The 24,836-nt window shown below is 50.6% G+C and carries 25 protein-coding genes; 10 read left to right on the forward strand and 15 right to left on the reverse strand.

From position 1 onward, the window contains the following. Position 1: 1 nt before the first annotated feature. Positions 2–742 carry a monofunctional biosynthetic peptidoglycan transglycosylase gene (mtgA, locus tag ACMXD4_RS01165; protein ID WP_033158262.1) on the forward strand — a complete coding sequence of 247 codons (741 nt, stop codon included), beginning with the start codon at positions 2–4 and terminating at the stop codon, positions 740–742. 7 nt (positions 743–749) lie between these two features. Here mtgA and yjgA read toward each other — a convergent pair whose 3' ends face one another. Both yjgA and ACMXD4_RS01175 read right to left on the reverse strand, forming a co-directional pair. Continuing rightward, on the reverse strand, positions 750–1,400 hold the full coding sequence (gene yjgA / locus ACMXD4_RS01170; RefSeq protein WP_171696888.1) for a ribosome biogenesis factor YjgA: 651 nt from the start codon (positions 1,398–1,400) through the stop codon (positions 750–752). Position 1,401: 1 nt separating this feature from the next. Next, a complete protein-coding gene (locus tag ACMXD4_RS01175) occupies positions 1,402–1,584 on the reverse strand; it encodes a hypothetical protein (protein WP_020484262.1) in 183 nt (60 codons plus the stop codon). Between the two features lie 483 nt (positions 1,585–2,067). Between ACMXD4_RS01175 and rdgC the strand changes: the two genes are divergently transcribed. Next, on the forward strand, positions 2,068–2,976 hold the full coding sequence (gene rdgC / locus ACMXD4_RS01180) for a recombination-associated protein RdgC (RefSeq protein ID WP_171696887.1): 909 nt from the start codon (positions 2,068–2,070) through the stop codon (positions 2,974–2,976). Further along, positions 2,976–3,941: a L,D-transpeptidase family protein gene (locus ACMXD4_RS01185; protein ID WP_171696886.1), complete on the forward strand. Its 966-nt coding sequence runs from the start codon at positions 2,976–2,978 to the stop codon at positions 3,939–3,941. Before rdgC ends, ACMXD4_RS01185 begins: the two co-directional genes overlap by 1 nt. A gap of 66 nt (positions 3,942–4,007) precedes the next feature. Here ACMXD4_RS01185 and ACMXD4_RS01190 read toward each other — a convergent pair whose 3' ends face one another. Next, the gene (locus ACMXD4_RS01190) at positions 4,008–4,286 is read right to left on the reverse strand and encodes an Lpp/OprI family alanine-zipper lipoprotein (RefSeq protein ID WP_165385904.1); all 279 of its coding nucleotides are present in this window, start codon (positions 4,284–4,286) and stop codon (positions 4,008–4,010) included. An 84-nt stretch (positions 4,287–4,370) separates the two neighbouring features. Further along, positions 4,371–4,925 carry a L,D-transpeptidase family protein gene (locus tag ACMXD4_RS01195; RefSeq protein WP_033158317.1) on the reverse strand — a complete coding sequence of 185 codons (555 nt, stop codon included), beginning with the start codon at positions 4,923–4,925 and terminating at the stop codon, positions 4,371–4,373. A gap of 72 nt (positions 4,926–4,997) precedes the next feature. Here ACMXD4_RS01195 and ACMXD4_RS01200 point away from each other — a divergent pair, with 72 nt between their 5' ends. After that, positions 4,998–6,632 carry an alpha-D-glucose phosphate-specific phosphoglucomutase gene (locus ACMXD4_RS01200; RefSeq protein ID WP_415879612.1) on the forward strand — a complete coding sequence of 545 codons (1,635 nt, stop codon included), beginning with the start codon at positions 4,998–5,000 and terminating at the stop codon, positions 6,630–6,632. A 46-nt stretch (positions 6,633–6,678) separates the two neighbouring features. On the opposite strand, the gene ACMXD4_RS01205 is transcribed toward ACMXD4_RS01200, so the two are convergent. Continuing rightward, entirely contained in the window at positions 6,679–8,790 is a 2,112-nt protein-coding gene (locus tag ACMXD4_RS01205; RefSeq protein WP_415879613.1) for a hypothetical protein, read from the reverse strand. 295 nt (positions 8,791–9,085) lie between these two features. Between ACMXD4_RS01205 and ACMXD4_RS01210 the strand changes: the two genes are divergently transcribed. Next, positions 9,086–9,292, forward strand: coding sequence for a cold-shock protein (locus ACMXD4_RS01210; protein WP_033158255.1), 207 nt, complete (start codon positions 9,086–9,088; stop codon positions 9,290–9,292). A 215-nt stretch (positions 9,293–9,507) separates the two neighbouring features. Then, positions 9,508–9,774 (forward strand): hypothetical protein, encoded by a 267-nt coding sequence (locus ACMXD4_RS01215; RefSeq protein WP_020484270.1) that lies wholly within the window; start codon positions 9,508–9,510, stop codon positions 9,772–9,774. A gap of 223 nt (positions 9,775–9,997) precedes the next feature. On the opposite strand, the gene ACMXD4_RS01220 is transcribed toward ACMXD4_RS01215, so the two are convergent. Further along, positions 9,998–10,684, reverse strand: a complete 687-nt coding sequence (locus tag ACMXD4_RS01220) for a zinc ribbon domain-containing protein (protein WP_415879614.1) — start codon at positions 10,682–10,684, stop codon at positions 9,998–10,000. Between the two features lie 257 nt (positions 10,685–10,941). On the opposite strand from ACMXD4_RS01220, the gene mutY reads away from it, so the two are divergent. From mutY to ACMXD4_RS01235, 3 genes are all read left to right on the forward strand, one after another. Beyond that, positions 10,942–12,030 (forward strand): A/G-specific adenine glycosylase, encoded by a 1,089-nt coding sequence (mutY, locus tag ACMXD4_RS01225; RefSeq protein ID WP_171696882.1) that lies wholly within the window; start codon positions 10,942–10,944, stop codon positions 12,028–12,030. Then, on the forward strand, positions 11,993–12,262 hold the full coding sequence (locus tag ACMXD4_RS01230; protein ID WP_033158252.1) for an oxidative damage protection protein: 270 nt from the start codon (positions 11,993–11,995) through the stop codon (positions 12,260–12,262). The genes mutY and ACMXD4_RS01230 overlap by 38 nt, the downstream gene beginning before the upstream one ends. Positions 12,263–12,416: 154 nt before the next feature. Next, positions 12,417–12,962, forward strand: coding sequence for a hypothetical protein (locus ACMXD4_RS01235; protein WP_101053919.1), 546 nt, complete (start codon positions 12,417–12,419; stop codon positions 12,960–12,962). A gap of 57 nt (positions 12,963–13,019) precedes the next feature. On the opposite strand, the gene ACMXD4_RS01240 is transcribed toward ACMXD4_RS01235, so the two are convergent. The 8 genes from ACMXD4_RS01240 to aceE form a co-directional block, all read right to left on the reverse strand. Beyond that, complete coding sequence (locus tag ACMXD4_RS01240) at positions 13,020–13,466, reverse strand: hypothetical protein (protein ID WP_033158250.1); 447 nt, start codon at positions 13,464–13,466, stop codon at positions 13,020–13,022. Between the two features lie 95 nt (positions 13,467–13,561). Beyond that, a complete protein-coding gene (gene lpdA, locus ACMXD4_RS01245; RefSeq protein ID WP_033158249.1) occupies positions 13,562–14,977 on the reverse strand; it encodes a dihydrolipoyl dehydrogenase in 1,416 nt (471 codons plus the stop codon). Between the two features lie 73 nt (positions 14,978–15,050). Further along, positions 15,051–15,803 carry a hypothetical protein gene (locus ACMXD4_RS01250; RefSeq protein WP_415879615.1) on the reverse strand — a complete coding sequence of 251 codons (753 nt, stop codon included), beginning with the start codon at positions 15,801–15,803 and terminating at the stop codon, positions 15,051–15,053. A 5-nt stretch (positions 15,804–15,808) separates the two neighbouring features. Beyond that, positions 15,809–17,041 carry an AAA family ATPase gene (locus ACMXD4_RS01255; protein ID WP_415879616.1) on the reverse strand — a complete coding sequence of 411 codons (1,233 nt, stop codon included), beginning with the start codon at positions 17,039–17,041 and terminating at the stop codon, positions 15,809–15,811. Positions 17,042–17,115: 74 nt separating this feature from the next. Further along, positions 17,116–17,433 (reverse strand): PIN domain-containing protein, encoded by a 318-nt coding sequence (locus ACMXD4_RS01260; protein ID WP_415879617.1) that lies wholly within the window; start codon positions 17,431–17,433, stop codon positions 17,116–17,118. Between the two features lie 37 nt (positions 17,434–17,470). Then, positions 17,471–17,653 carry a hypothetical protein gene (locus ACMXD4_RS01265; RefSeq protein ID WP_415879618.1) on the reverse strand — a complete coding sequence of 61 codons (183 nt, stop codon included), beginning with the start codon at positions 17,651–17,653 and terminating at the stop codon, positions 17,471–17,473. Positions 17,654–17,686: 33 nt separating this feature from the next. Next, positions 17,687–18,979 carry a 2-oxo acid dehydrogenase subunit E2 gene (locus tag ACMXD4_RS01270; RefSeq protein WP_415879619.1) on the reverse strand — a complete coding sequence of 431 codons (1,293 nt, stop codon included), beginning with the start codon at positions 18,977–18,979 and terminating at the stop codon, positions 17,687–17,689. A gap of 13 nt (positions 18,980–18,992) precedes the next feature. Then, positions 18,993–21,665, reverse strand: a complete 2,673-nt coding sequence (gene aceE / locus ACMXD4_RS01275; RefSeq protein WP_033158244.1) for a pyruvate dehydrogenase (acetyl-transferring), homodimeric type — start codon at positions 21,663–21,665, stop codon at positions 18,993–18,995. Positions 21,666–21,949: 284 nt separating this feature from the next. Between aceE and ACMXD4_RS01280 the strand changes: the two genes are divergently transcribed. After that, positions 21,950–22,639, forward strand: coding sequence for a VPLPA-CTERM sorting domain-containing protein (locus ACMXD4_RS01280; protein WP_216614774.1), 690 nt, complete (start codon positions 21,950–21,952; stop codon positions 22,637–22,639). Here the strand turns inward: ACMXD4_RS01280 and ACMXD4_RS01285 are convergent. After that, positions 22,636–24,789: a retention module-containing protein gene (locus ACMXD4_RS01285; RefSeq protein ID WP_415879620.1), complete on the reverse strand. Its 2,154-nt coding sequence runs from the start codon at positions 24,787–24,789 to the stop codon at positions 22,636–22,638. The genes ACMXD4_RS01280 and ACMXD4_RS01285 overlap by 4 nt on opposite strands. Positions 24,790–24,836: the final 47 nt, after the last annotated feature.

A 24,836-nucleotide genomic window follows, 5' to 3' on the forward strand; every position in this document is an offset into this window, starting at 1 on the left:
CGTGAAGCATTTCCGCCATCCGGCCCGCTATCGCCAATTTTGGCGCCAACCCAAAACGGCGCTTTCTTTACCGCAACGTTGCAAGCGCGGACTGGTTTATGCGGCGCTGTTTTTTGTGCTCAGTTCGCTGCTGCTGGTAGGCGTATTGCGGTACCTGCCCGCGCCGACGTCGGCATTCATGCTACATCAGCATGTTGACGACCTGGTCGAAGGCCGACACTATAGAGGCATTGATCAGCGCTGGGTCAGTCGCCGGCATATTTCGCCGCACGCCTTTGCTGCGGTGGTCGCGTCTGAAGATCAATTGTTTTATCAGCATAACGGCTTTGATGTTGACGCCATCACCAAGGCTTTTAACCAATATTTGCGCGGCGGTAAACTGCGTGGGGCCAGTACGATCAGTCAGCAAGTCGCGAAGAATTTGTTTTTAAGCCCGGCTAAAAACTTCGGCCGTAAGGCGCTGGAGATCTGGTTTACGTTATTAATAGAGGCTATTTGGGACAAACAGCGGATTCTGGAAATGTATTTGAATATTGCCGAGTTCGGCGATCATTTATTTGGTATAGAAGCGGCCAGTCGCCGTTATTTCGGTATTTCCGCCCAGCAGTTATCTGCCAATCAGGCTGCGCTGTTGGCGGCCACACTGCCGAACCCTATACTGCTGAAGGCCGATCAGCCCAGCGCTTATGTACATAAACGCCAAAGCTGGATCTTGGGCCAGATGCGGGTATTGGGGAATTGATCGCGTGTTAATCCTCGGCATCCTGATTATCCTGCGCGTCCTCGTCAGAGGGCGGCAGGCCGGATGCATCGGCAATCAGTTCTTTCAGGTATTTGTATAACAAGCGCGCCGACTTAGGCGGTTTGGCTTCCTTGGCTTCTTTTTGCGCGTTGCGTTGCAATTGGCGCAAATGTTGGCTATTCGCGCCCGGAAATTCTTCCATAAATTGGGTCAGTTGCTGATTGCCATTGGCTGCCAGCAACAAATCGCGCCAGCGTTCGGCCTGATGATGTTCTCTGACTGCATGGGCGCTGCGGTTTTTCATCCGCGCCAATTTTTCATGAATCGCGGCGGTATCCAGCTTTCTGAGTTGCGCGGTGATGTATTTCAACAGGCGCTTTCTGGCGGAGTTTTGCCCCATTTTGCCGGCGTCGCGCAGGGCTTGTTCTATGCTCTCGGGAAATTCGAATTCGGCAATATGTGCAGGGGATAGAGCGCAAATTTCTTCAGCCATCGCAAATACTTCGGCTATTTCTTTTTTGATGCGGGTCTTGTTGGGACGTATCGCATAATATTCGACTTCTTCTTCGTCGATTTCGCCGTCGTCCTCCTCGTAATGGGTTTCGTCGTAATAATCTTCTTCTTCTTCGAATTCTTCTTGGTAATCTTCGTCGTTCATGTCAAACCATTGCTATTAAGAAAAGCACGAACATCACCACCATCAACAGAGGCACAATAACGCTGGGCCAATCGGACGGTGTTTGTTTGCTGCGCGCAATTGCGGCTTTGATGCCAGGCTGCATCCAGAACAAAAGCAGCAGCGCCAGGGCGCCGAGTATCAGGTTTTCCCAGGTTGACAGCATGATGTGACCGCTTTGTTGTGAGTGAGGGACTTTACTATGCGGCATTCTAACAAACCTTGCCACGCAATAAGACATTGCTTGCTGCGACAAATTAAAAGTTGTTTGTCTGGATTTATCGCTAAGTGATTATTGCGGTTGGGTAAATTCAGTTATTCACAGAAGCTGTGGATAACTCTGTGTATTAAATGTCGAAAGCCTTTGCTGGTCCCCGGTAGCTCTGGGCTGCGGTCAAATTGTATAGTATTAGGCCACTATCATTAGTTGATAATAATCAATGATTTACAAATGATGCTTTGTATTTCAACGAGTTATTTTGTCAAGCGTTTTATGACCTTGTCGTAAGCAGTTTAATGTGCATAACTTGTTTACACGCTAAGCAAATTTGCGGCCAAACTGTGTTTTTTAGCTAGTCTTTAGATGGGTCGGTTTATAAGGTGTGCGTAAATTTGCGATAATGGCCGGTTTTTAAAAAAGAGTCATTTCATGTGGTTTAAAAATCTTGCTGTCTACCGTTTTACCGAGCCATTTACTCTGGATGCTGTTGCTTTGGAGCAAAAACTGCAACAACAACCGTTCCGATCTTGTGGTAGCCACGATGAGTTCAGTTTTGGTTGGACTGCGCCGCTCGGCAGGGCCTCGGATGCGCTGGTGCATGCCAATAACGGTTTCTTGATGCTATGCGGCAAGAAGGAAGAAAAGGTCGTGCCGGCATCGGTGATCAACGAAATGCTGCAAGAGCGGATCAATGAAATTGAAGAACGCGAGGCGCGCAAATTACCTGCGAAAGAGCGTAGTCGGATCAAGGACGAATTGATATTCGAACTGCTACCGCGGGCGTTTTCGTTTTCCCGCAAAACCTATGCTTATATCGATAGCCAAGGTGGCTGGCTGGTCGTGGATGCGGCATCGGCTAAAAAAGCCGAAGACATGCTCAGCCAGTTGCGTAAATGTCTGGGTTCCTTGCCTATCGTACCGCTCACCGCTACCGCCAAACCGGCTAGCGTGATGACGCAATGGTTGATCGACAACACCTCGCCGAAAGATATTTTAATCGAAGACGAGTGCGAGTTGCGTTCGCCGGAGGAGGAAGGCTCGATTATTCGTTGCAAGCGTCACGACTTGGCTTTGCCGGAAATCAAGAATCATCTGGATAGCGGCAAGCAAGTGATTAAGTTGGCAATGAGCTGGGCCGAACGCATTTCGTTTGTGTTGGATGAGAATTTGGCGGTCAAACGGCTCAAGTTTCTTGATCTTATCCAGGAGCAAGCCGCCGATATTGAGGCATTCGACGAAGTCGAGCAGTTTGATGCCGATTTTTCTATTATGACTGCGGAACTTGCTCAGTTTTTGCCGCGTCTGCTTGAATTATTTACTGCTGAAGGTAACGCCTAATGAAAAACCGTTTGTTATTCAGCTTGCTGCTGACAGCCAGCACTGTGGCGTCTGCGCTGACGCTGCCGGCACCGGATAGGCCGGGTGACAGTCTGATAGGCAATCCACCGCATGAGGTCAAATATGTCGCTGCCAAGCAGGAAGATACTCTGATCGATATAGCGGTAAATTTTCGGCTTGGGCAAGATCATATAGTATTGGCCAACCCCTATGTGGATCGTTGGTTGCCCCGCGAAGGTACGCAAGTGCGCATCCCCAGCAGCTTTTTGTTGCCGAATGCGCCAAGAGAAGGAATTGTCGTTAATTTGCCGGAAATGCGGATCTACTTTTACCCGGATGCCAGTCGGGTTGTGACTTATGCCATCGGTATCGGCCGGGAAGATAACTGGAAAACGCCGTTAGGTAAAACGAAAATTACCGGCAAAACTGATAAGCCTTCCTGGACGCCGCCGCCATCCATTATTGCCGAGCATTTGGCTGATGGTGATGTGTTGGATCCTTATTACCCGCCTGGTCCGAATAATCCGTTAGGTCTGTTTGCGTTTAAATTGGGGATCCCCGGCTATCTGATTCACAGTACTAATGTTGTGAATGGTATTGGCATGCGGGTTAGTCATGGGTGTATGCGGATGTATCCTGCTGACATTGAGCAGTTTTTTCCAATGGTTAAAGTGGGCACCACGGTCAATATTGTCAACCAATCGATCAAGGTGGGCTGGTATCACGATACCTTGTATATGGAAGTGTATCCAGAGCTGGAAGAGACGCCGGCGACCTATGAGCAGCGCTTGCATACGGCATTGAATTTGATAGAGCAAGCCAATGGCGGGCAAATGCCGGTAATCAAAGGTTCTGTGCTAAAAGCGGCGGTAGAAAAAGCGGCGGGTATTCCGGTGGCTATTTATGAGCGTCCTACTCAGGCTGCTCCTGTCGTTCAAAGCCAAGCTGCGCCGGCAACAAAATAGAGGCAACAAAAAAGCCCGTGGCCTTGCGGCTCACGGGCTTTTTAAAATCAACAACAGCAATAATGCTTATTTGTGTTGTGATTTTTTGAACATACGGTCCAATTTGCTGTTGGTGTCTTGAGCATATTGAGCAGCACGGTTAGCAGCAGCTTCAGCAGCAGCAGCTTTTGCAGCAGCTTCAGCAGCAGCGGCTTTTGCAGAAGCAGCGTCAGCAGATGCAGTAGCAACTTTGCCTTCCAAAGTGCCAACTCTTGCGTCCAAAGCTTCCAGGTCTGAAGTGCTTGCGCAACCGGTTGCCAAAGCTGCAATTGCAACAACTGCTGATAATGTAATAGCTCTCATCATGGTTTTCCCCTTGATTGTGGTTTCAAAAAATAATAAATGAAAAACGGTGGTAATTGTCCAACATTTTTTTGGATTTTACCAACATTATTTCACCGTTACGAGTGTCCCTTTTTCTACCCATTGACTTAACTGATCAATTTGATCATTAGTCAACGCGATACATCCGTGTGTCCAATTCATGGATCTGTGGATGGACAGACTACCGCTGCCCAAACCATGAATACCGATTTGCCCACCGAGATCGGTATTTTGCGGCGGAATTTGTCCGGCAGAATGCGCTCTGGCAATAGCTTCATAAGTGTCGAGATCGATTTTGCCTTTTTTCAAGGCATTATCGGCATTGTCTACATTGGGGTATGTTAGACCGAAGAATTTACGGAAAGCACTTCTTTCGTTGATCCAGCCGATCCGATAGTTACCGAGCGGCGTGATGTCATCGCCGCGATGATTCTTTTCGCCGGCGCCATTGCGGCCAATAGCGATATTTTCCAGCACGGCAACTGTCTTGTCGCCCTTCCTGACTTCCATGCTTTGCGTCTGTGTATCCACCAGCAACCAAACATCCTGGTCAGCGAAACTGCGTGCCGATACGGTACAGCCCATCACAATCAAAACACCTAATAATTTTTTCTTTATCATGGCAATCTGTAAATAATCAAAGTTTTGGTGTAATTTAACCCTTTCGAAACGAGGTATTACAAAGGGTAGCATATGACAACAACAATCACCAAAACGACTCCCTACGATGATCAAAAACCCGGTACATCGGGCTTACGCAAAAAAGTCAAAGTTTTCCAGCAACCCAAATATCTGGAGAATTTCGTCCAATCCATCTTCGACAGTCTGGAGGATTTTCAGGGCAAAACCTTGGTGATTGGCGGCGATGGCCGCTACTTTAACCGTAAAGCTATCCAGATCATTATAAAAATGGCTGCAGCCAACGGCTTCGGTGAGCTCATTATAGGCCAAGGCGGCTTGTTGTCCACTCCTGCCGCATCAAATATTATTAGGAAATACAATGCGTTCGGAGGCATTGTTCTATCAGCTAGTCACAATCCCGGCGGCCCTGAAGAAGATTTTGGGATCAAATATAACGTCAGTAACGGCGGCCCGGCTCCGGAAAAGTTTACCGACAAACTGTACGAGAATACCAAAACCATCACTGGCTACAAAAAGGCCCGTTTCGGCGACATAGATTTAGACCTTATCGGTGAAGTCGAGAAAGGGGGCGTGAAAATTCGAATTATCGATTCGGTAGCCGATTACGCTGAATTAATGGCCAAGATATTCGATTTCGACCTGCTCAAACAAAGCATCCATAACGGCTTTATCACCTTACGTTTCGATGCGATGCATGCTATCACCGGCCCCTATGCCAAGCATATCTTGGAAGATACGTTGGGCGCAGCACCTGGCTCGGTATTTAATGCCGTGCCGCTGGAAGACTTCGGTGGCGGCCATCCCGATCCGAATATGGCCCATGCCCACGAACTTTGTGAAATCATGTTCGGCGCCGACGCACCCACATTCGGTGCCGCGTCAGACGGCGATGGTGACCGTAATATGGTGATGGGCGCGAACATATTCGTTACTCCCAGCGACAGCTTGGCGATCATGGCCGCCAACGCCAAGCTGATCCCGGCCTATGCCAAAGGCATTAGCGGCGTGGCGCGTTCGATGCCGACCAGCCAGGCGGTTGACCGCGTTGCCGATAAGCTAAGCCTGCCTTGCTACGAAACCCCAACCGGCTGGAAATTTTTCGGCAACCTGCTGGATGCCGACAAAATTACTATCTGCGGCGAAGAAAGCTTCGGCTCCGGCTCCAATCATGTCCGTGAAAAAGACGGATTGTGGGCTGTGTTGTTTTGGTTGAATTTAATCGCGCGCAAACGCGAATCGGTGGAAGACATTGTCCATGAACACTGGCAAAAATACGGCCGCGACATTTATTGTCGCCACGATTACGAAGCGGTCGATTCGGAGATCGCCAACGGCATTGTCGCGCATTTGCGTAGCCAGTTAAGCAGCTTGCCTGGTAAAAGCTGGGGTGATTACGAAGTCAAATTTGCCGACGAGTTCAGTTACACCGATCCGGTCGATGGCAGTGTCAGCAGCAACCAAGGCATCCGTATCGGTTTTGTGAACGGCTCGCGCATCGTGTTCCGGCTGTCCGGTACGGGCACGGTCGGCGCTACTTTGCGTATTTATTTGGAACGCTACGAGCGTGATGTCAGCAAGCACGATCAGGATGCCCAAGTCGCGCTGGCGGAATTAATAGAGATTGCCGAGCAGTTGTGCGAGGTCAAAAAACGTACCGGCAGAACCGAGCCTGACGTCATCACTTGATCGAACTCGGCGGCATAATACGTTAGGTCTGGCTGAAGCGCCTGACCTAACGGCTTGATCCGTAAGCATCCCGCAAAATCTGTTCCGCCGTTCGACCGCCCTCCTCCAAAGCCTGAGCTCTGGCGATGGATAAACCCAGGCCGTGCCCGGCGCCTATGCCTGCAAATTGCCAGATTTGACCATCGGCAGCTATTACCGAGTCAGGGCAAGAAGGTAGCTTCAGGGTATTACGAAAAATCTCGCAACTGAGCAGCTCTTCGCTGGTCGGATAAAATAAGCGGATAAACAACTCGCCGTCTTTGCGCCGTTCGCGGCGAATATCCAGAATTTGATTTTCCGCAAATGCCCGGCTTAGCTCGGCGCTTGAGAGCTGCCGTTGCCAGTGCTGATCACCGCCGTTGGCAAACGGCAACCAGTTCAATCCGGATTTGGCCGCCAGTTGGTCCAAAAGCGTCAGTAACGCAATATCCGTGTGGCTGCTGTGTCGCGGCTTGTCCTCAGGCGACTCGCCGAGATAGACCATGCAATGCGTGGTGTCGCAAAGTGAGCTTGATTCATTGTGCCTATGGCTGCCGTGACTGCCGTTCCAGGCAATCACGGCCCGCATCGCGTCGCGTGCACTGCCTGCTAAATTTTGGGCCTCGGCAGCCAATACGCCATCGACATAGCTGTCGACATCAGTTTCCAGCACGGTTACTCGGTGTTCATCAGTTTGTCGTAGAACACCTTTCACCACCCGCTCGGATCGGCTGCCCCGTGCGCTGGAAACGATCCTGATTTGCCCGCAAACCGTAAAGCGCCCGTGTTGGTTAGCCACTAACGGACAGTCCGGCTCCGCACTCCAGCTATCTGGATCGGTAGGCGTTAACAAACTAACCCTAACTGCCGCAAAGCGGCTGGGATAGTCGCGTTGCCAAGTGCTTAGGAAGGCGGCAGCTTTGCTTAATATTGCTGCGCCACTGACGCCGCGTTGCCGAAATATCGCCAGAAATACCGGGTGCGTAGCTGGCCAGGCTAGCATTAAGTGGCCTGCCAAGGGGTGGCCGTCAACAGTCGATACCGTGCCGGTTTTTGCTAGAACTTGAAGTTGGCGCAACAATTTTTTATCGGTTTCGCGTTGCCCCGCCAAGGTGGAGTTGGGCAGGATACCGTTTTGACTCAGGCCGCGAAAATATTCCGGCTTCGATAGCAAGGCCGCCCGCATTGTTAGTGCCAGTTCGGGCAAGTTGGTCTGTAAAGCAAAATCGCCGTCGGCGTTACGTTCGCCCAGGTAAGATCGCCAGGTCTGCAGGTCCGATGGTTCAGTTTGCGCCGGAAGTTTTTGGTCTTTAATGGGCGACAATAACAGACGATAGCGTTCGCCTTGAAATTGCTCGCGGCGCCGCAAAAGCTTTTCGGTATCGCTCGCCGCCAGTTCTGTACCTAGCAAATCCGGATCGGCTTGCGCTAATGCCGCGGTATACGGAATTTTCAACAACGAACCCGGGGGTAAGCGGCTGACTTGGTCGCCGCCGCTTGCCAGTATCCGCCCGGACAGTAGGCTCATCAACAGGAAGGCGCTATCCCCCGCATCGTCGAATGCCTGACCGAGCATTTCATTTAATTTTGCCGACACGGTACACGGTTCGCTTGGCCAGCCGGTATTGACCAATATTCGGGCCAATGCCTCGCGGTCATTGCTATCTAACTCGGCGCCTTGCCTAACCCGGTTCTTGATGCGTTGCAGTTCAAGCGAGCCGGGCCAGTCTCCAGGTGCTAGGCCCGCCAATTCGCCGCTAAAATATATCGCACCCGCTTCTTCAGCCCAGGCCGGTAAACGGCCACTACAGCTGCGATGACTGGCTTCGTGAAATAGTTCGTGACGCAGATATACCGCCTCGCTCAGCCCGCCTTGCGGTTGTTGCCGCAGATAAATACTGCCGGGCCGCCAGCCGCCGGCATGGCGGCCGCTAAATCCTCCATTGGTCAACGCGGGAAACACCCGCACCGGATCGTCCTCGCTAGGTATCTTGTAGCCTTGCGCCGCTAGTTCACTAACGGCAATAGCGGCGGTTTGCCGTAATTCAGCTTGCTGGGTTAGCGCCCCGAAAAACAAAATCGCCGCGCCAACATCAAACAAATATTGCCGTCTGATGCATCGCTTTAATGAAGCATTCATTGGTAGTTAAAGGTTTATGCTGAGCATGAGGAATCCCGCAAATTGCCGAATAGCGAAGATAAGCCCTGAAGTATCTAAATACTGGATTTTACGATTTAAATTGACAATCAGTCGAATCAGCCTAGAATGCAAGCCAGCTAGAAAATACGATTTACCCTTTGTCTACCAGCTCGATGTCTCTTCAGTAGTCCTTCGTCCTAGTTTTTCATTAAGTAATTTCCACATTTACCAGCGTGACCCGCCTTACCTTAGCTAAGGCATTATCTAAATTTTAATAGGACTTATTATGTCTACAATGACAACTGGCGTCGTAAAATGGTTTAACGCAGACAAAGGCTTCGGCTTTATCGAACAAAAACAAGGCCCTGACGTTTTCGTACATTTCAAAAACATTCTGAACCCAAACAACAGCTACAGAACGCTGGACGAAGGTCAGCATGTACAGTTCAAATTGGGCCGCGGCCCTAAAGGCCCTCAAGCCGAAGAAGTAACCATCGTTTAAAGATTAAGCCGTAGTTGCCAATTGGTACCTACGGCTTTTTTGTTAGATAGAGTGGAAATCAACCGCGGTTTCCACTTTCGTTCTTCCCCCCCGTTTCATTTCAACGCACTGGATTGCTTTTAAAAGCTTCTAGCAAAGCATTCAGCAGACTAAACTTTAATTGTCCGCAATGGTCCAAGAGACTTTGTAATTTTAATCAAGCAAAGAGGTGGGGCATGTCATTAAAAAACGAATTTGAAAGTTTGCTCGTTAATCTGGATTCGGTTCGCGAGGAATTGCAACTGAAGTTGCATCTGGCTTCAATGGATGCCAAGGATGAATTTGCAGAAGCGGAAAAACAGTGGTTGCAGATTAAAAGTAAAGCCGCTGAAATTGCCGACGAATCGATAGAGACTTCCGAAGAGTACATCGCCAAGGCCAAAATCGTTGGAGAGGAGTTGAAGGAAGCTTATCAGCGAGTAGCCAAGCGCCTTTCCGAGTGATCTGCCAAAACTCAAAAAGCTGGCAAATTTAATTTGGTACCAGCCTTGCCGCTAGTGCGGGCTGGTTCATAAGGCTATTGCGTTTGGTATGAAATAAGTTGGAACAGGTAGCCGCCAATTGTGCTGACCATGGCGGCTTGGAGCCTATCAACTCAACGAAGATTTTTGCTGTGTGGTTAAGCTATCGAATTAGAATTGCGACTTCAGCTTAATCTAGCTTTCCTCAGCTGTCCGTAACTGTTGTACTGCCAAGCTTAGATCCGCAACTTTGGCAATATTGTTGATCAACCGAAACCTTCGCTTCGCATGCGGGACATGTATTGGATGATTGGGTTTTATGTCCGCAGGCATTACAAAAATGAGTATTTGCGCTAATGTCGGCGCCGCATTGCTGACAGGCCGGGTTTTGCTGGGGGAGAAGCCTTGATAACATTTTAACCAGCTTGGCAATGGTATCGATCAGGTAAGTAGCATGGCTATAGGCCCTGAACACAAACCAAATGCTGACGCTTACAATCAGAATGATCGCGCTACTATGGTAAATCGTTCTACCCAAGCTATCGACGAACGGCGCCAATAACTCCCAAAACAACGTCTGTACGGTAATCAAAATCAACAGAGCGGTTAACGGCTCCGCAATGCCTTTGGCAAACGACAACGCACCGCCGCTGTTGGGAATGGCCTCTATCACGTAGCCGGCAAAAAAATAAAACAAGATTAATGCTGCCAGCCTGGCAAAAAACCAGACTACGGCCGCGGCCTTGAATACGCCGGCCACTTCCAATTCCGTCATTACCGGTACTAGTGCAATTAGCTGGCCTATTGTCAGGATGCTGGCAATGGTAATGAATAGCTGGGCGGCCCGCTGCCATGCGTTGCTAGATGAGGAAATCAGAGAAAACATAAGCATTGCAACTCCTGTTTGTAGGGGACTGAATTTGATCAATCATTTAGCTCGTTGGACGGGCTTGATTCCTTAAATAGAGAATATCACACAAAAAAGCGGATAACCTTCCTTGCTAAACAACCTGGCAGGGTACTCAAGCATTGTCTGGCTATTTCCGGCTCGGATATCACTGGCGCAAAACGGCTTTTGCCTTATCTAAATCCTTTACGGTACTATCCGGTGGCTATGCCTAATTGATTTTTCCCTTTCACCCAAGCGACATGTCCCCCGAACAATTCCAACAAAAGCTCTTTAATTGGTTTGATAGCCATGGCCGCAAGGATTTGCCATGGCAACTGGACATTAATCCTTATCGAGTGTGGGTGTCGGAGATTATGTTGCAGCAAACGCAAGTAGTCAGCGTGATTGCATATTTCAATCGCTTCGTCGCCAGATTTCCGACGGTACAAAGCCTGGCAAGCGCAGAACTGGACGAAGTCTTACAATACTGGTCCGGGCTTGGCTATTATGCGCGCGCCAGAAATCTGTACAAAACTGCGCAAATCGTTGCCGGCAATGCCGGCGTATTCCCGCAAACCGTCGCAGAGCTAAGTGCCTTGCCTGGCATCGGCCGCTCCACTGCGGGGGCGATACTCAGCATCGCTTGCGGGCAAAGCCAGCCCATATTGGACGGCAACGTCAAGCGCGTGTTGGCGCGGTTTCATGCCGTGCATGGCTGGCCAGGTGACAATAAAGTGGCTGCGCAGCTTTGGCAAATTAGTCAGCGCTATACGCCGACGCAAAGAACCGGCGACTACACGCAAGCGATGATGGATTTAGGTGCCACGCTCTGCACCCGCAGTAAGCCGCTATGCGAGATCTGCCCCGTTGCAGAAGGCTGTCAGGCTAGGCAGTTGGCCTTAGTAAAACAGTTACCAGGCCCCAAGCCTCGCAAGGACGTACCGGTCAAACAACTATATTTTTTGCTGTTACTAGACAAGGAAAACCGGGTTTTATTGGAAAGGCGGCCACCGACCGGCATTTGGGGTGGGCTATGGAGTCTGCCGGAATTTGACGATCCGCAGGCTTTGCAAGATTGGTGTCTGCAACGCCATTACCAAATGCATGCTTTGCAGACTTTACCAGACCAGCGCCACAGTTTCTCGCATTATCATCTGGACTACACACCGATCCTGGCAAAGTTGGAAAACCCCATAAACAATGTGATGGAAGGCGAGCGGGCGGTTTGGTATAAAACCGCCGAGATTACTACTTTAGGTTTGCCGGCGCCGATCAAGCGTCTGCTGCAACAACATGTCACAGAGGATCAAAATGACGAGAATGATTACATGCGTAAAACTGGGCGTTGAGGCTGAGGGTCTGGATGCGCCACCGTTTCCGGGTGTCAACGGCCAACGCATTTTCGAGCATGTGTCGAAACAGGCCTGGAAGGACTGGTTAGCGATGCAAACCATGATAATTAACGAGCAGCGGCTGTCCAGTTTCGATCCGGCTGCGAAAAAAATATTGGAAGCCGAGCGCGAGAAATTTTTGTTTGCCGGTGGTTTCGAGTTGCCGGAAGGCTATGTGCCGAAAAAATAGTGCCGTTTGGGCTTTAGGCGCTTTGTCAGATGGTTAGTATTTGTAAAGTTGCGTGTATGGCTTTTGTATAGCGTTAATCCGGTTAAAAGGTTGACAAAAACACCGTGACTGGAAAGCTCGGGATGTCTATTAAAACTATCATCCGGAGAAAAATATGAACGCAACTGTAGCACCTCAGATCCATGCCTTGCGCGCAGCTCTCAGCGACCACGTCCTGATGGGTAAAATAGTCGATGTGTTTTATGCAAAAATGCTGGACGACTATCGGATTAACCGCTTCTTCTTTACCCGCCCGGCTGCTGAGCAGGCTGATGCGCTAAAAGCCTATTTGAAAGCTTACTTCAATAGCTTAAATAGTGACGATGATAGAGTATTAGAGGCATTGGATGGGTATTTTACGGCAGCGTTTGCCCGCACCAACGCCAAACCGAGTTTGGTTACCGGCAACGATTTTGCCTTCCTGCTGGATATCGTTGGCGGGCAAGAGATTAGAAGCATCACGTTGTTAACGCCGGCTCATAGTTTTTTGATCAAGCTCGGTCCTGACGATTTCCATTACGACATCGTGATGGAGCATTTGGCCGCCTCTTTAAAGCAATTGAATATCGCCGAAGATTTGGCTTATCAAATCCTGGCTTTGGCGGAGAAAGGTCGAGATGGCTTGTTGGCTAGAGGCGTAGAAGTTAAGAAAGCCGCTTGAATAGCGTTTTAGTGGTTCGGGTTTCGTTCGCTTAGGCATTGCCTAAGCGAACAATCACTAGCTGTCTTCCTTGATCATGGCAACAAGAAAATCTACGAAGCTCTGAATGGCTAAGCCGGTGCCCACTGCGGTTGCCATGTTTGCCAGTAATTTGCTGACAACACCCAAAAGTCTTTCAAGCAGTTTGTGGCCGCCGATAATTTCTATTCCGTACAGCAAAAATTCGCCTAAAAAATGATTGATGACGGCGAGCTTTAGATTTAGCTGGGTTCCCAATAAGCCTTGCGCTAACAAGGTGTGGGTTTCCGCACGTTGCAAGCCGTCTTTTAGCGCCGAAAAGTTTGGGTTAAGCTCAATCCAGGCTTTTTTATAATCGTCGCGAAATTTCGGCTGAAAATACTCGCCGTTATTTATCACCTTCTCTAAAAACTGCTGCAGAGCATCAACGAAATTCAGCAACCTTTTTCTGTCATCTTCGCCAGCCCCAAAGACAAATTTTTCCACTCGCTGTTCCTTCTATATGATGTCGGCGTTCTCACCAAAAAATGGCAGGCTGACGTTTAACTCACTCACGAATTTTGCGTTTAGCAAAATAAGCACTATTTCTTTACATACAGGTCGGTAATCGTTCCCTCTATCATTTCCGCTGCAAACGCAAAGGTTTCCGATAAAGTTGGATGCGGGTGGATGCTGAGGCTAATGTCTGTCGCATCCGCGCCCATTTCCAAAGCCAGCACGGCTTCTGCCACTAATTCTCCGGCACCGGGGCCGGTAAAGCCGGCGCCGAGAATACGGCCGGTGGTTTTGTCGGTCAGGATTTTAGTAATACCTTCGCTGCGGCCCAGTGCCAAAGAGCGGCCACTGGCGGCCCATGGGAATACGGCTTTGTTGAATTCCACGCCTTGCTGCTGCGCCTGGGTTTCGGTTAGGCCCATCCAAGCTACTTCCGGATCGGTGTAAGCGACCGAAGGAATGGTTAGTGCGTCGAAACCGGCTTTGTGCCCGGCAATGACTTCGGCGGCGATTTTGCCTTCGTGCGTGGCTTTGTGGGCCAGCATTGGATTGCCGACGATGTCGCCGATCGCAAAAATATTGCTGACATTGGTACGGCCTTGCTTGTCCACCGGGATGAAGCCACGCTCGTCTACATTGACGCCCGCCTTATCGGCGTCGATCAATTTACCGTTCGGCCGGCGGCCCACCGCCACTAAGACCGCATCGAACACTTCGGATTCCGGTGCGCCTTTGCCTTCCATCGTGACTTTAATGCCGGCATCGGTAGCTTCCATCGCCTTAACGCTGGTTTGTAGCCACAGATTCTCGTACTGCTTTTTGATTTTGCGTTGCAGTGGCGTGACCAAGTCTTTGTCGCAGCCGGGGATAATCTGATCCATCAATTCCACGACACTGATTTTCGAACCCAGCGCATGGTAAACAGTCGCCATTTCCAGGCCGATAATACCGCCGCCGACGATCAATAGTTTTTCCGGTACCGATTTCAGTTCCAGTGCGTCGGTGGAATCCCAAACGCGAGGATCGTCATGCGGAAAGCTGGGGATTTTAGTTGGCTGCGAGCCGGCGGCGATGATGGCATTGTCGAAGGTGACGGTTTGCACGCCGGCCTCGCTGGTCACCGTTAAGCTGTTGGCGGTGGCAAATTTACCCACGCCATGGATTACAGTGACTTTACGTTGCTTGGCCAGTTTGCCCAAGCCTTGATTCAGGCTTTGGCTGACGCTTTGTTTCCAGGCACGAATTTGGTCCAAGTCAATGTTTGGCTTGCCGAAACTGACGCCGTGTTCCGCCATCGCCTCGGCTTCGTGAATAATTTGCGCAGTGTGGAGCAGAGCTTTGGAGGGAATGCAGCCGACATTTAAGCAAACACCGCCTAAAACTGGATAGCGTTCGACCAATACGACTTGCTTCCCCAAATCGGCAGCGCGGAAGGCAGCGGTGTAACCGCCGGGGCCGCCGCCCAGAACCAAGACTTCGGCGTGTGTAACGGAATTAGTCATAGGATTTGTCTCCAGTGAGGATGTCTATTTAGGTTATTTTATCAATTCAAAATCGTCCGGCAGGCTTAAGCCGTCAGTGTAATGCCGGTAATTGTGCATTTATCATGGCCGAATATTCCGCCGTTGGTAATATCGCTTCGGCAATTATTTGTTTTGCTTGCGCGGCTACCGATTGAAGTTCAGTGTTTTCGAGTTGCTTGTTCGCAAGTTTTATCACCGCAATTAATTGATTAATCAACGCAAGGTGGCTACGCCGCTTTTCATTCAACGCTTCTCTATCTAATCCCACAACAGCAATCGTTGCTTTGCCGTAGATATTGCCGTCAATCGCATAGGGAATCTCTTGCCGAAAGCCAATATATTGCCGAGGATCGGTGGCGGAAGGGTTGATTAACAGTGGCTGTTCCAACGTAATGTCGTCGTGGTGGTTAAGTGCTCGCTCCTGCGGGGCCAACAAAGGAAACAGATTTTTCTTAAATTGTTGATTGCATAAGGTGCAGCTCAGCAACAAGTTTTCCCAAGTATAAGGCAACCAATAATAGCCAGGAGCATGCAATTCGTCCTGTTCCGCTTGTTTGTAGCCGCCCTTGGGCCGGTAATGCTCCACATCGCCATAACTAATATGGGAAATTTTCGACTCGCAAAAACAGCACTTGTCACACTGCATTTTTAATAACGCGGTTTTAACGGTGGGATTTCCGTAAATCGCACTATCGAATTTAAATTCGCGTTTGCCAGCATCATAAGCCTCACAAAAAGCCTGTTGTTCAGCTTTACCCTTGTTTTGCAATACGGCGGGTTCCTGGCTGCGCTGGATAAAAATCATCGGACCTATTTCAACAGTTCCGCCGCACGGCGAATAATATTCATCGCGTCAATATCTTCGGGGGTTTCCGCTGTGGGCAGTTCTCCGATTTGACATTCCAGTTCAGACAATTTGGCTTGATCGGTATCGGTCAATTGCGCTTGGCTCAAAATCTGCCGGCGTTGGTTCAACAGGTTTTCATAATGCGGCGAACGGGCGCTGGGCAAATCGAACAAGTCGCTGGTTAATAACTGGTCGATACGCCAACCTTTGACGTCTTGCGGATGTTGATGAATTTTAACCGAGTCGCCTTCGCGCTTAAGCACCACGATATTGGCATTTTCCGCAGCCTGCACGATTAAGGGGCTATGGGCGGTAACAATAAACTGAGTATTGACGAAGCGTTCGCTCAAATAAGCCATGATGGTCCGCTGCCATTTGGGATGCAAATGCAGGTCGATTTCGTCGATCAACACCACAGCCGGTTCGACGATGGGGTTGGGGGAATTTGGGTACTCATCGAATAATCTTGCGGCTAAGTCCACCATCCAAGCTACCATCGTTTGGTAACCCAAACTCATTTTGTGCAATGATATCCAGCCGTCTAATGTTCTGAATTCTACCCTGGGTTTTGGAATAGTTTCGCTAGGCTCCGAAATGCGAATATCTTTCAAGTCTGGCAACAAATCAATTAATGTTTCTCTAATCAGTGTAAATCGTTGTTTATATTTGTGTTCAATAGATGGATCGGATGCTCGGTTAACGATATAGTCAATTTGTAACAACCATTCCTCAGCATTTATTAATTCTTCAGGGCTGTCGGGAATATCGCTTCTGGTGTCTCTAAGTCGAACAGCACTGTTTTTGAGAGGTCTTCTACTGGCGCTATAAGGATAGATTCTGGTATTTTCAGGCGCTCTGCCTTCATATAAATTGAGGTCGACAGTAATTTCTTGACGCTGAAAAGCGCGATCAGAATTATTAATTTGGCTGTCGAACACCAATTGGTAATTTACTTTGAATGTTTGGGCGTTCTTTCTCGGCCAATCGTGAGTTTCATCTCCTCTTAACATCAAATTAGCTAAGACTTCTAGCAATGTTGTTTTGCCAACCCCATTATCCCCCAAAATCACTGTCCACTGCGCTGGCCGGCCGCTACCGTCCGACAAATCCAGCGTCTGTTTTTCGGCAAAACAGCGCACGTTTTCCACCGATAACGACAGGAAATAAACGCCTTGGTTGCTAGAAGTTTCGGTCATTAGTTTGAGTGTTCGCTATTAAATTACCGACTTTTACGAGGCAAAAGGGTTGATTTGCTGTAAACCGTTTATGTTTAAACCATTGTGCATATCTTCCGAGTAAATGTCCGGCTATCGGCTGCCATTGCCGAGGCGATCAGCAAACTATCCCAATAGGACAAACTGAACGATTCGCGTAATTCGGAGGCCCGGCGTACATCATCCAATGTGACGGTATGTATCGGATAACGTTGCCGGAAATTATCCACGGTTAGTCGAATCTCTTGCTCGGTGTATCCGGCTTTTCGCTGCAGATTGTTGCAGACCTCGTTGACGACTTGAGTGCTAAGCATTACGCCGGGCTGTGCGATAACCGTTAAAGCTTGTTGGTGTTTGGGCGAACTCTCATCCATGAAAGTATAAAGTCAGACGTTGGAGTCGACAAAACAGTTAACGCTCATACACCGCTTCGCGCGGCGGCGGCTCGAATGGTTTAACCAAGCGAGGCGCTAACGGCGCTGATTCCTTAAGGTCTTGCTGTTGCCCCGCGTATTTTTGCAACAAAAATTGATAAAAATCCTCCAAATCATGCCTGGTAAAATCCTGTAGTTTATCTAAATTCAGTGTTTGCATACTGGGCCTCCCAAGAAAATTGATCCTTGCTGTTTACAATAACAAGCGCCGAATGTCGCCCAGATAAGATTTTAATGCTTCCATAAAACGCGCACCTTCGGCGCCGTCTATGACGCGGTGGTCGTAGGTAATGTCCAATGGCAGCATCAATTTCGGTTCGAATTCCTTGCCGTTCCAAACCGGCTGCACTTTGGAGCGGGTTACGCCCAAAATCGCCACTTCCGGGGCGTTGACGATGGGCGTAAACGCTGTGCCGCCGATGCCGCCCAAACTGGAGATGGTCATGCAACCGCCCTGCATATCGGCCGGTTTCAACTTGCCGGTTCTGGCCAATTCGCTTTTCTCGGCCAGTTCGGCGGACAGTTGGAAAATGCCTTTTTTATCCACATCGCGAATGACCGGTACGACGAGACCATTTGGGGTATCGACGGCGATGCCAATGTGGAAGTATTTTTTGAAATACAGCTTGTCGCCTTCCGGTGACAGTGAGCTGTTGAACGCCGGATATTTCTGCATCGCGGCGACCAAGGCCTTCATGATGAAAATCAGGCCGGTAACTTTGACAGCATCCTTGGCCAGGCCGGCGTTGACCGACTTGCGGAAGTCTTCCATCGTGTCGATGGCCACTTCGTCGTGATACGTTACCAATGGCAAATTCAACCAGACGCGAGTCAGATTTTGGCCGGTCAGACGCTTGATTTTGCTGAGCGGTTTTTCCTCGATTTCGCCGAATTGGGTGAAATCAACGGCAGGAATAGCCGGAATACCTGCGCCACCACCGGTTGATCCGCCGGAGGTCATGACTTGCTTGACGAAGTTTTTCACATCCTCTTGCAGGATGCGGCCTTTACGGCCGCTACCGGTTGGGATTTTGCTCAGATCGACGCCCAATTCACGGGCGAAGAGTCTGACGCTGGGTGTGGCGTGGGCTTTAAACCCTTCGTTACTTGTTACGACCGGCGTAGCTGGCGCTGCGGCAGGTTGAGCGGGTTCTATTTTTGGGGCTTCCGCAATCGGAGCTGGGCTCGGTTCGGCTGGGGCAGGCGTGGCAACCGGTGCCGGTTCGGCAGGAGCTGCAGTTGCCTCGCCCACTTCAAGCGTAGCGATCAATGTACCCTCGGAGACTTTATCGCCGGGTTTGATATGGATGGTTTTGATGGTGCCGGCTGCGCTGGATGGTAAGTCCATCGTCGCTTTGTCGGTTTCCATCACCGCCAGGGTTTGTTCGACCGCGACCACGTCGCCGGGCTTGATCAGCACCTCGACGATGTCGATTTCAGGGACATTGCCGACGTCGGGGACTTTTATTTCAATTACAGAACTCATATGTCGCTTTCCGTTAAATCAACCAGGGAGCGGTTGCGTCAGGGTTGATGTTGTATTTGGCAATGGCTACCTCGACTTTGGCGGCGTCGAACTCGCCGGCTTGCGCCAGGCTGTGCAAGGCGGCAACGGCAACGTGGTATCTGTCCACTTCGAAGAAGCTACGCAGCTTGGCGCGGGTGTCCGAGCGGCCGAAGCCGTCAGTACCCAACACCGTGTAAGAGCGATTCACCCAAGGGCGAATTTGTTCGGCAAATGCGCGCATGTAATCGGTAGCGGCGATGATCGGACCCTTGGTGCTATCCAGGCAGTGTTCGATATGCGTGATGCGCGGCTTTTCGGTCGGATGCAAACGGTTCCAGCGCTCGCAGGTTTGGCCGTCTCGAGCCAGCTCGGTAAAGCTTGGGCAGCTCCAGATGTCGGCGTCCACGCCCCAATCATCGTGCAGCAGTTTGGCGGCTTCAATGACTTCGATAAAGATGGTGCCGGAGCCCAGCAATTGCACGCGCGGTTTTTTGCTGTTCGGGCCTTTTTTGAACAAATACATGCCTTTCAGGATGTCGGCCTCCGCGCCTTCCGGCATGGCCGGTTGGTCGTAGTTTTCGTTCATCAAGGTGATGTAATAGAAAATATCCTCCTGTTCTACATACATCCGGCGCAAGCCGTCCTGAATGATCACCGCTAATTCGCAGGCGAAGGTCGGGTCGTAGGAATAGCAATTCGGTACGGTGGCGGACATCAAGTGGCTGTGGCCGTCTTCATGCTGCAAACCTTCGCCGTTCAAGGTGGTTCTGCCGGCGGTGCCGCCCAGCAGGAAACCGCGGGTACGTTGGTCTGCCGCGGCCCAGATCAAATCACCGACCCGTTGGAAACCGAACATCGAGTAATAGATGAAGAACGGAATCATCGGTACGCCGTGGGTTGAATAGGCGGTACCGGCTGCAATCCAGTCGCACAGGCCGCCCGCTTCGTTGATACCTTCCTGCAACACCTGGCCGTGCTTGTCTTCCTTGTAAAACATCAGTTGCTCGGCGTCTTGCGGGGTGTAGAGCTGGCCGACTTGAGACCAGATACCCAACTGCCGGAACATGCCTTCCATACCAAAAGTGCGCGACTCGTCCGGGACAATCGGTACTACGCGCTTACCGATTTGTTTGTCCTTGACCAGGATGTTCAAAATGCGCACAAAGGCCATGGTGGTGGAAATCTCGTGACCTTCGCCGGTGCCGTCCAATAGCGCTTTGAAAGCGGATAAGGCCGGTACTTCGAGCGGGTAGGACTTGGCGCGGCGAGCCGGCAGATAACCGCCCAGATCGACGCGGCGTTGGCGCAGGTAATTCAGTTCCGCAGAGTCTTCCGCAAAACGCAGGTAAGGTAGATTGATCAATTCTTCGTCGCTGACCGGCAATTGATAGCGGTCGCGGATATATTTGATCGATTCCATGCTCATCTTCTTCTGTTGATGGCTGGTGTTTTGCGCTTGTCCCGAATCGCCCATGCCGTAACCCTTGATGGTTTTAGCCAGAACTACCGTCGGTTGACCTGTGTGATTGACGGCGGCATTGAAGGCCGCGAACACTTTGATCGGGTCGTGGCCGCCACGATTCAATTCCCAGATGTCGCGGTCGGTGTAATCCTTGACTAGTTCCTGCAGTTCGGGGGTGTTGAAGAATTTTTCCCGGACGTAGGCGCCGTCCTTGGATTTGAAGGTTTGGTAATCGCCGTCCACGCATTCCATCATGCGTTTAACCACCAAACCGTCCTTGTCGCGGGACAGAATCGCGTCCCAGCGCCGGCCCCAGATTACTTTGATAACGTTCCAGTTGGCGCCGCGGAAGTTGGCTTCCAATTCTTGAATAATCTTGCCGTTGCCGCGTACCGGACCGTCCAGACGTTGCAGGTTGCAGTTGACGACGAAAATCAGGTTATCCAGTTTTTCCCGGCCTGCCATGCCGATCGCGCCCAGAGTTTCCGGTTCGTCGGTTTCGCCGTCGCCCAGGAAGGCCCAGACTTTACGGCCTTCGGTGTTGGCAAAGCCGCGGTTTTGCATATAACGCATGAAGCGGGCTTGGTAGATAGCCATGATCGGGCCTAGACCCATCGAAACGGTCGGGAATTGCCAGAAGTCCGGCATCAACCAAGGGTGCGGATAAGACGATAAGCCGTTGCCGCCGACTTCTTGTCTAAAGCTGTCCATTTGCTCTTCGCTCAAGCGGCCCAGCAAGAAGGCGTGAGCATAGGTGCCGGGCGCGGAATGACCTTGCGAGAAAATCAGGTCGCCGCCGTGTTTGTCCGAGGGGGCGTTCCAGAAATGATTTTGCCCGACATCGTATAAGGTGACGGCGGAAGCGAAACTGGCGATATGGCCGCCGACATTGGTGTATTTGTTGGCGCGCAACACCATCATCATCGCATTCCAGCGCACGTAAGAGCGGATGGTGCGTTCGATGTCGGTGTTGCCGGGAAATTTGGGTTGCCTATCTATCGGGATGGTGTTGATGTAAGGCGTATTAGCCGAGAACGGAATGTCCATGCCGGCTTGTCTGGCGGTACTGAGCAGGGTTTCAATCAGAAAACTGGCGCGGTCGCCGCCTTCTTTTTCTATCACCGCTTGCAGTGCCTCCATCCATTCTAGGGTTTCAGCAGGATCAATATCGTGTTTGGCGGCAATATCGGTATTGTTGGTCATTACGGAACCTTGGAAAACGTTGGATTAGCTTAAAAAGGATACCCGAAATGGCTGGTTTGAGCATATTTTTTTAGTAATCCGCTGCCGGCAAATCCGGCTAGAATCCAGGTAAAACCTGGGTGTAGCCAAAAAACGCAGCGGTTTAGTTTTTCGAAGCAGGCAAAAGGTTATTGTATGGTCAGAATTGCATTGGATTTAATGAGCTTCAGCCCTTAAGTACAGGTGGCTTTGCAAGCCGACATGACGTAAAATTTGTGCCAGTACTCATTTTTAAGGAAATCCCTATGCGTAATCAACTAGTTAAACCCTTGGTTGCCTTGTTTCTTTCTACGGCAAGCATAGAAGCTAGTGCTGGGCTGGTCAGTTTTACCTCCACTGAGTTCCAGCAAACCCTGGATGGACAGGTTTTTACTTTCTCTATTGATAATGCGCCTTTGGCGGATTTAGTGGCCGGCAGCTTCACTGTCCATGCGCGCGGAGATTACTCTATCAACGCATCTACTGCCAATCCTGAAAACATCGCCGTTACATTCGAAAGTGTGATCAGCAATCTGAAATTCGCTCCTATTGCTCCACCCGTTAACTCTAGTGCTGTCTTTGTCGACGCCAACAATTACAGCACGGTTACAAACGCCGATTTGGTCGAGTGGTCGCGGAGCACGCTGCTACCGGGTGCTTTATTGCAGAGTTGGACACAGGACAACAAAATTCTTATCACCTTGGCGCTGTCACCTGATGTGACCGCGGACTTGAATGCGGGGCAAGGCAGCAACCCTTTTGTCCAAGCCACTATTACGTATACGACTTCGGCAGTACCTTTGCCGGCCGCAACATGGCTGTTTTTGTCTGGTCTGATTGGTATGGTAGGCTACGGAAAACAGCGCAAAGCAGCGCAAAGCAGATTAAAGCTTGTTCCCAGACAACAAAAAGCCGGCTTATGCCGGCTTTTTTTGTTGCGAAATGCGCTTGATTAATGAATAACGCTATCGGGGTGTTGCAAATCAGGCAGCACACTGCTGATGCCAGTATTGAGCAATGCGCCGGTATCGACGGTAAAGCTACCAACGCCGGTGCTATCGCCATCACCATCTGTTGCACTAAAACCAAACTGTAATTGCAGGTTTTGTGGCGCTACGCTGGTATATTGCAGGCCTCCCACCGCGAGTTTGCCAAAATTGACCTGGATTTCCAGCCTGTCGTATCCACCAACCACATTAATCGGATCCGTAAGCCCACCTCCAGCAGGCGTGCTAAATACAACCGTTCCAGTATCAACTTGGGTTAGCCCCCTATAAGCTGTCCAGCTAAAAACATCCAAAGCACTACCAACATCGGCTTCATTGAGTTGTACCGAGTTTACTAATTGCGGAGATGTAATATCGAAACCGCCGACAGTACCAAACCTGTAGGTTATTACTTCCGATGCATCCAAAAATCTATCACCCACACCGACGTCATTGTTTGCTGAGTCGATAAACAGGTTGCTGCCCTCAACAAGCAGAGAATTCCCTACAGCAACTTTTCCGGCACCGAAAGCCAGCGCGGCGCTGCCAAAATCTAGCGTGGTGCTCGGCGCAGCAGGCAAATCCAAAACATCGTGCAATTCCAATTTGTACGCACCATCTACGGCGCCGTTAACTGTAGGCAGCAGCGAAAATACCATGCGGTCAGCGCTGAGGTCGGCAAATGTGGTCGTCAGGGCACCGTTATCGACAAAAGCATAGAGCTCTTGCAGATGATCGCCGTTGCTATCGACAAGCAAATAAGAAATACCGTCTGCTCGAGACGTTAACGCCCCATTATTGTTTATCAAATTTACACCACCGGCACTTCCAAAGCCGTCAAAACCCAGATCGTAATCAATCAAGCCCGTTAATGTTCGACCTGCGGCATCTTGTAAATTCCCGTTGCTGTTTTTGACGAAGGGCGCATCATCAAACACGTTCGCACTAAACGTCGTATTCGCGACCCTTCCGTCCTGATCGGTTAACGTCGCGGAAAATGTAAAGCCAATAGCTGGCGATTCCGGTGCGCCTGTGTTTATGTGGGTCAAAGCGTTTAGCAAGGTAAAGGTGTAACTGTCATTGTTCACAACTACCTGATAAGAACCGTCGCTGGCTGTCAGGGTTTGCGTAGCGGCGTCCCAGGTTGCCCCGCTGGCCGACAAGACAACCGATGTTGGTGCTTGGCCGTTAATACGCAGAGTGCCGGTCTCGGCAGGGGGTAAGCTAGCGTCACTTTCGTCCACGATGACGTCGCTGACAGTGACAGTAGGCACGTAAACAATGCTGACTTCGGCGGGATTGGACTCCAGGCCCAAATCATCCTCGACGGTGTAGGTGATCAGAGTCGGATTGCCGGTAAAACCGGGGGTTGGCGTAAAAGTGATGGAGCCTGTAGTCGTGTCGACAGTCCAAATACCCTGGCCAGGCACAACTAGTGGTTGACCGGGTCCGTTACTGCCGACGATTTGCACGCTGGCGGGGTTGAGCGTGCCATCCGGGTCATTGTCGTTGCCCAGCACGTTGATCGTAACACTGCTGCCGGGTGTTAAGCCTGTAACGCTGTCATTGCCTGCAATCGGCGGCTGGTTGCCGGAGGTTGCAGCGGCCTGCTCCGGATTCAAAATCAAAACTTCCGGCACAATCGGCGGAAATGCGACATTGGGACCGGTGGTATCGAAACCATTCGTGACCGGTGCTACAGGGTTGAGATATTCGACGATAACCGGCACATGGCCTTCGTTACCTGCCCCAGGCGCGCCTCCTGCTGCCGGCGCACCGCCAGCGGCAGTCGCTTCAGCTATTGTGGTTGGATCGGCGCCGGCCAGTAAGGCCGCCTGAATATCTTCCGCGCTGGGACCGGCGGGTGTAGGATTCTGGACGATCTGAGCCGGCTCGCCTTGTTCCTGCAGCGCTGCAGCAAGCTGCATGCTGTCGTTGCCGCCCATATCAATAAACGAGCCATTGGCAAGTTGTATCATCACCGTGCTGCCGTCGGCAGTGGTCAAAAGATCGGTTGGATAAACGCGGTCGCCGACCTGCAAAATACGTTTACTGCCGTCGGCGGCAATGGCGGTAACGGTGCCAGTTGCGATTTTAACGATGCCGATTTCTTTGGCCATGCTTTGCTCCGAAGTTTATTCCAAATAAATAACGTGATTTTGTGACC

The organism is Methylomonas sp. TEB, assembly GCF_047777895.1.
Taxonomy (GTDB): Bacteria; Pseudomonadota; Gammaproteobacteria; order Methylococcales; family Methylomonadaceae; genus Methylomonas.

Excerpts from the sequence above, each read along its gene's own strand:
- ACMXD4_RS01235 (WP_101053919.1), top strand. The coding sequence starts at position 12,417 with ATGAACGCAACTGTAGCACCTCAGATCCATGCCTTGCGCGCAGCTCTC.
- ACMXD4_RS01195 (WP_033158317.1), bottom strand. The coding sequence starts at position 4,925 with ATGATAAAGAAAAAATTATTAGGTGTTTTGATTGTGATGGGCTGTACC.
- ACMXD4_RS01175 (WP_020484262.1), bottom strand. The coding sequence starts at position 1,584 with ATGCTGTCAACCTGGGAAAACCTGATACTCGGCGCCCTGGCGCTGCTG.
- ACMXD4_RS01255 (WP_415879616.1), bottom strand. The coding sequence starts at position 17,041 with ATGACCGAAACTTCTAGCAACCAAGGCGTTTATTTCCTGTCGTTATCG.
- ACMXD4_RS01250 (WP_415879615.1), bottom strand. The coding sequence starts at position 15,803 with ATGATTTTTATCCAGCGCAGCCAGGAACCCGCCGTATTGCAAAACAAG.
- rdgC (WP_171696887.1), top strand. The coding sequence starts at position 2,068 with ATGTGGTTTAAAAATCTTGCTGTCTACCGTTTTACCGAGCCATTTACT.
- ACMXD4_RS01185 (WP_171696886.1), top strand. The coding sequence starts at position 2,976 with ATGAAAAACCGTTTGTTATTCAGCTTGCTGCTGACAGCCAGCACTGTG.
- ACMXD4_RS01270 (WP_415879619.1), bottom strand. The coding sequence starts at position 18,979 with ATGAGTTCTGTAATTGAAATAAAAGTCCCCGACGTCGGCAATGTCCCT.
- ACMXD4_RS01190 (WP_165385904.1), bottom strand. The coding sequence starts at position 4,286 with ATGATGAGAGCTATTACATTATCAGCAGTTGTTGCAATTGCAGCTTTG.
- ACMXD4_RS01230 (WP_033158252.1), top strand. The coding sequence starts at position 11,993 with ATGACGAGAATGATTACATGCGTAAAACTGGGCGTTGAGGCTGAGGGT.
- yjgA (WP_171696888.1), bottom strand. The coding sequence starts at position 1,400 with ATGAACGACGAAGATTACCAAGAAGAATTCGAAGAAGAAGAAGATTAT.
- ACMXD4_RS01215 (WP_020484270.1), top strand. The coding sequence starts at position 9,508 with ATGTCATTAAAAAACGAATTTGAAAGTTTGCTCGTTAATCTGGATTCG.
- ACMXD4_RS01285 (WP_415879620.1), bottom strand. The coding sequence starts at position 24,789 with ATGGCCAAAGAAATCGGCATCGTTAAAATCGCAACTGGCACCGTTACC.
- ACMXD4_RS01260 (WP_415879617.1), bottom strand. The coding sequence starts at position 17,433 with ATGGATGAGAGTTCGCCCAAACACCAACAAGCTTTAACGGTTATCGCA.
- ACMXD4_RS01280 (WP_216614774.1), top strand. The coding sequence starts at position 21,950 with ATGCGTAATCAACTAGTTAAACCCTTGGTTGCCTTGTTTCTTTCTACG.
- ACMXD4_RS01265 (WP_415879618.1), bottom strand. The coding sequence starts at position 17,653 with ATGCAAACACTGAATTTAGATAAACTACAGGATTTTACCAGGCATGAT.
- ACMXD4_RS01200 (WP_415879612.1), top strand. The coding sequence starts at position 4,998 with ATGACAACAACAATCACCAAAACGACTCCCTACGATGATCAAAAACCC.
- ACMXD4_RS01210 (WP_033158255.1), top strand. The coding sequence starts at position 9,086 with ATGACAACTGGCGTCGTAAAATGGTTTAACGCAGACAAAGGCTTCGGC.
- ACMXD4_RS01220 (WP_415879614.1), bottom strand. The coding sequence starts at position 10,684 with ATGCTTATGTTTTCTCTGATTTCCTCATCTAGCAACGCATGGCAGCGG.
- mutY (WP_171696882.1), top strand. The coding sequence starts at position 10,942 with ATGTCCCCCGAACAATTCCAACAAAAGCTCTTTAATTGGTTTGATAGC.
- ACMXD4_RS01205 (WP_415879613.1), bottom strand. The coding sequence starts at position 8,790 with ATGAATGCTTCATTAAAGCGATGCATCAGACGGCAATATTTGTTTGAT.
- aceE (WP_033158244.1), bottom strand. The coding sequence starts at position 21,665 with ATGACCAACAATACCGATATTGCCGCCAAACACGATATTGATCCTGCT.
- lpdA (WP_033158249.1), bottom strand. The coding sequence starts at position 14,977 with ATGACTAATTCCGTTACACACGCCGAAGTCTTGGTTCTGGGCGGCGGC.